This is a genomic window from Streptomyces sp. NPDC002671 (genome assembly GCF_053592475.1).
In genome coordinates this window covers 1-3,727 of the sequence record NZ_JBSFVU010000136.1, presented here as the reverse complement: position 1 = coordinate 3,727, position 3,727 = coordinate 1, and the positions used below count along the sequence as shown (strand labels likewise).

1 protein-coding gene is annotated in these 3,727 nt (G+C 72.2%); it reads right to left on the bottom strand.

The window, feature by feature from the left end; translation table 11 throughout:
- The coding region (locus ACWD35_RS45140) for a non-ribosomal peptide synthetase (RefSeq protein ID WP_451357124.1) at window positions 1-3,727 on the bottom strand (3,727 nt) is incomplete at both ends.

Here is a 3,727-nt window from a genome sequence, read left to right as displayed (position 1 = left end):
AACAGCGACGTGAACAACGGCGTATCACCCGGCACACCGCTGGCCTGCTGCGCCAGGGCGAGCGGCGCATGCTCATGCTCCAGCAGGACAGCGAGGTGGTCGCGCATCGCGGCGACCGCCGCCCGCGGCGCCATGTCGTTCACTCGCACCCGTACCGGAAGGGTGTTGATGAAGGGACCCGTCACCCGGTCGGCGCCGGCCGCCGCGCTCAGGCGTCCGAGAAGCACGGTGCCGAAGACGACGTCGTTCCGGCCGCTGATCGCGGCGAGGGCCCGCGCCCACACCACGTGCATCACCGTGGCCGGGCTCGCGCCCAGCCGCTGCGCGGTCTCCCGGAACCGGCTTTCCAGTTCCGGCGCGAAACGCAGCCGTGCCCGTTCCACGCCGGAGCCGTCCCCGAGCGCGTCGAGCTGCCCGTACGGGGCGGTCGGCTCGTCGACGTCGCCCAGCAGATCAGCGAAGAAGCGCTCGTGATCCGCCCGTTCGACCCCGCCGCGCGCCTGGGCGACGAAGTCACGGAAGGGCAACGGCTCGGGCAGTGTGTCGCCCCGGCTGGCGAGGAATGTCCCTACCTCGTCGAGCACGAGTTCCAGGCCGGTGTGGTCCTGCACCATGTGGTGGACGCGGAACAGCGCGAGCCACCGGCCGGAGCCGGGATCGGCGGCCAGATGCGCGTCGACCAGCGGAGCCCGCCGCAGGTCCATCGCCATACCGGCCCGTGCGACCAGTTCGGTCACCGGGTCCGTGCTCTCCGGGCCGAGCAGGACCTCCTCGACGGGCAGCTCGGCACGGCGCCGTACCACCTGCACCGGCTCGCGCAGGCCCTCCCACACGATCCCGGTCCGCAGGATGTCATGCCGGTCCACCACCTGCTGGAGCGCGCGCACATAGTCGTCCAGCAGATCGCGCGAGGCGAACTCGACGACCGTCGGCGTGACGTAGGCGTCCTCGCCGCCGTCGGCGAGCAGGTGATGGAAGAGCAGACCCTCCTGGAGAGGGGCGAGAGGGTAGATGTCGGCGACGTTCGCCGCGCCGCCCTCGACGGTGGCCACGACCCGTTCGATCTCCTCGGCGGTCAGATCGACCAAGGGCAGCATCTCCGGCGTGATCGCCCGCGCGTCCTCCGGGATCAGGTTCGGCGGTACGACCACGCCCTCCGCCCTGGACGCGGACGCGGCCAGCCCGGCCACCGTCGGGGTCTGGAACAGCGCTCGCACCGAGACGGACACGCCCCGGCTGCGCACCACCTCCACCAGGCGGACCGCGAGCAGGGAGTGGCCACCGAGGGCGAAGAAGTCGTCGTCGACGCCGACGCCGTCCAGACCGAGAACCTCGGCGAACACCGCGCACAGGATCTCCTCACGGACCGAGGAGGGGCCACGGCCACTGCCGGTGGTGTACTCGGGCGCGGGCAGCGCCTTGCCGTTCAGCTTGCCGTTGCTCGTCAGCGGCAGCTCGTCCAACAACACGATCGCCGACGGCACCATGTACTGCGGCAACCGCTCGGTGACGAACCGGCGTATCTCCTGAGCTGGTTCACCGCTGAGCGGGCCCTCGCCCAGCACCACGTAGGCCACCAGACGCGGGTCCCCGGGCTCGTCCTCGCGGACGACGACAGCGGCCCGGGTCACCAACGGGTACGCGGCGACGACGGCCTGCACCTCACCCAGCTCGATGCGGAAGCCGCGGACCTTGACCTGCTCGTCGGCGCGGCCCACGAACACCAGGCGGCCGTCCGCGTCCCGGCGGACCAGGTCGCCGGTCCGGTACATCCGCTCACCGGACGCACCGAACGGACAGGCCACGAACCGGTCCGCGGTCAGGTCGGGTCGGCCCAGGTACCCGCGCGCCAGGCCCGCCCCCGCCACGTACAACTCGCCAACCGCACCGATGGGTGCTGGGGAGAGGAACTCGTCGAGCACGTACGCACGCGCGTTGCCGACCGGGAAGCCGATCGACACCTCCCGCGTACCGGGGGCGCACCGCCACACCGTGGCATCGACGGTGGTCTCCGTCGGGCCGTAGGTGTTGAACAGCACCCGCCCGGCCGACCAGAGGTCCACCAGCTCCGGCGGGCACGCCTCACCGCCGACCTCGAGGACGACGCCCTCGGCGAGCGACCCGGGCTCGAGCCCGGCGAGGACGGCGGGTGGCAGCGTCGCGTGGGTCACCCGCTGCTCGGCGAAGAACCCGGCCAGCTCTTGCCCGAGGCGCCGCTCGGCTGGTACCACCACCAGCGCCGCGCCCGACGTCAGCGCCAGCGACCACTCGAGGCAGAAGTTGTCGAAGCTCAGCGAGGCGAACTGGGCCACCCTCGAACCAGGGCCCGCCTCGAACCGCGCCACGGCGGCCGCCCGCATGTTCGCGAAACCGGCGTGCGACACCACCACGCCCTTGGGGCGGCCCGTCGACCCCGACGTGTAGATCACGTAGGCCGGGTGGGCGAGGGAGTCCGCCCCCTTCTCCACGACCGACGTGTCCACCGACTGGCCCGCCAAGGCGGCAACCGTCTCCGGCACGTCGATCAGCGTCACCGCGGCCGAGACCGGAACGCTGCCGACGGTGCCCGCGGCGACGAGGACGACGGCCGGTGCGGCGTCGTCCAGCATGTGGGCGATCCGTTCGGCGGGATAGGCGGGGTCGACGGGCAGGTAGGCGGCCCCGGCCTTCAGCACACCGAGCACTGCCACCATGAGATCCACGCCGCGTTCCAGCACCACGCCCACCAGCGACTCAGGGCCCACGCCCTGGCGCGCGAGGTGGTGCGCGAGCCGGTCGGCACGGGCATCCAGCTCCGCATACGACGTCTCGACCCCGTCCGCGACGACCGCCACCGCGTCCGGGGTACGGGCCGCCTGTGCCTCGAACAGCTCCGTCACGGTGGCCTGCGGGACCTCGGCTGCCGTGTCGTTCCAGTCCACCACCAGGCGACGTCGCTCGGTCTCGTCGAGAATGTCGACGGCGCCGATGCGTGCGGTGGGGTCGGCGGCCAGGGCGTGCAGGACCTTCCCGAAGCGTTGCGCCAGCAGTAGGACGGTGTCTGCCTCGAACAGGTCCGCCGCGGCGACCAGGACACCGTGCAGCCCCGCGGGACGGCCGTCGGCGTCGAAGACCTCGCCGACGTTCACGTCCAGGTCGAACTTGGCCACCGGCGCACCGGCCGTTCCCATCTCCGCCTCGAGGCCGGGCAGGTCCAGGACGGCGTCGGCGCCGTTCTGCACCGTCAGCGTGACCTGGAACAGGGGGTGCCGGGCCAGCGAGCGAGACGGGGCGAGCTCCTCCACCAACCGCTCGAACGGCACGTCCTGGTTCCCGTATGCCGCGAGCGCCGTCTCCCGGACGCGGGAGAACAGCTCGGTGAACCTCGGATTCCCGGACAGGTCCGTGCGCAGGACCAGCGTGTTGACGAAGAACCCGACCAGGTCGTCGAGGGCTTCGTCGGTGCGTCCGGCGTGAGGCGTGCCGATGGGGATGTCGGTGCCCGCGCCGAGGCGGGACAGCAGCACCGCGAGGGCGGACTGGAGCAACATGGCCACCGTCACGCCCTCGGCGCGGGCCGCCGCCACGAGGCCGGCGTGCACGTCCGCGGGGATCTCCAGCGGGGCACCGTGGCCACGGTTGCCGAGGACCGACGGCCGGGGATGGTCGTAGGGCAGTGTCAGCTCTTCGGGGACGTCGGCCAGCGCCGCACGCCAGTAGGCGACCTGCCGGGACATCAGGCTCGTGG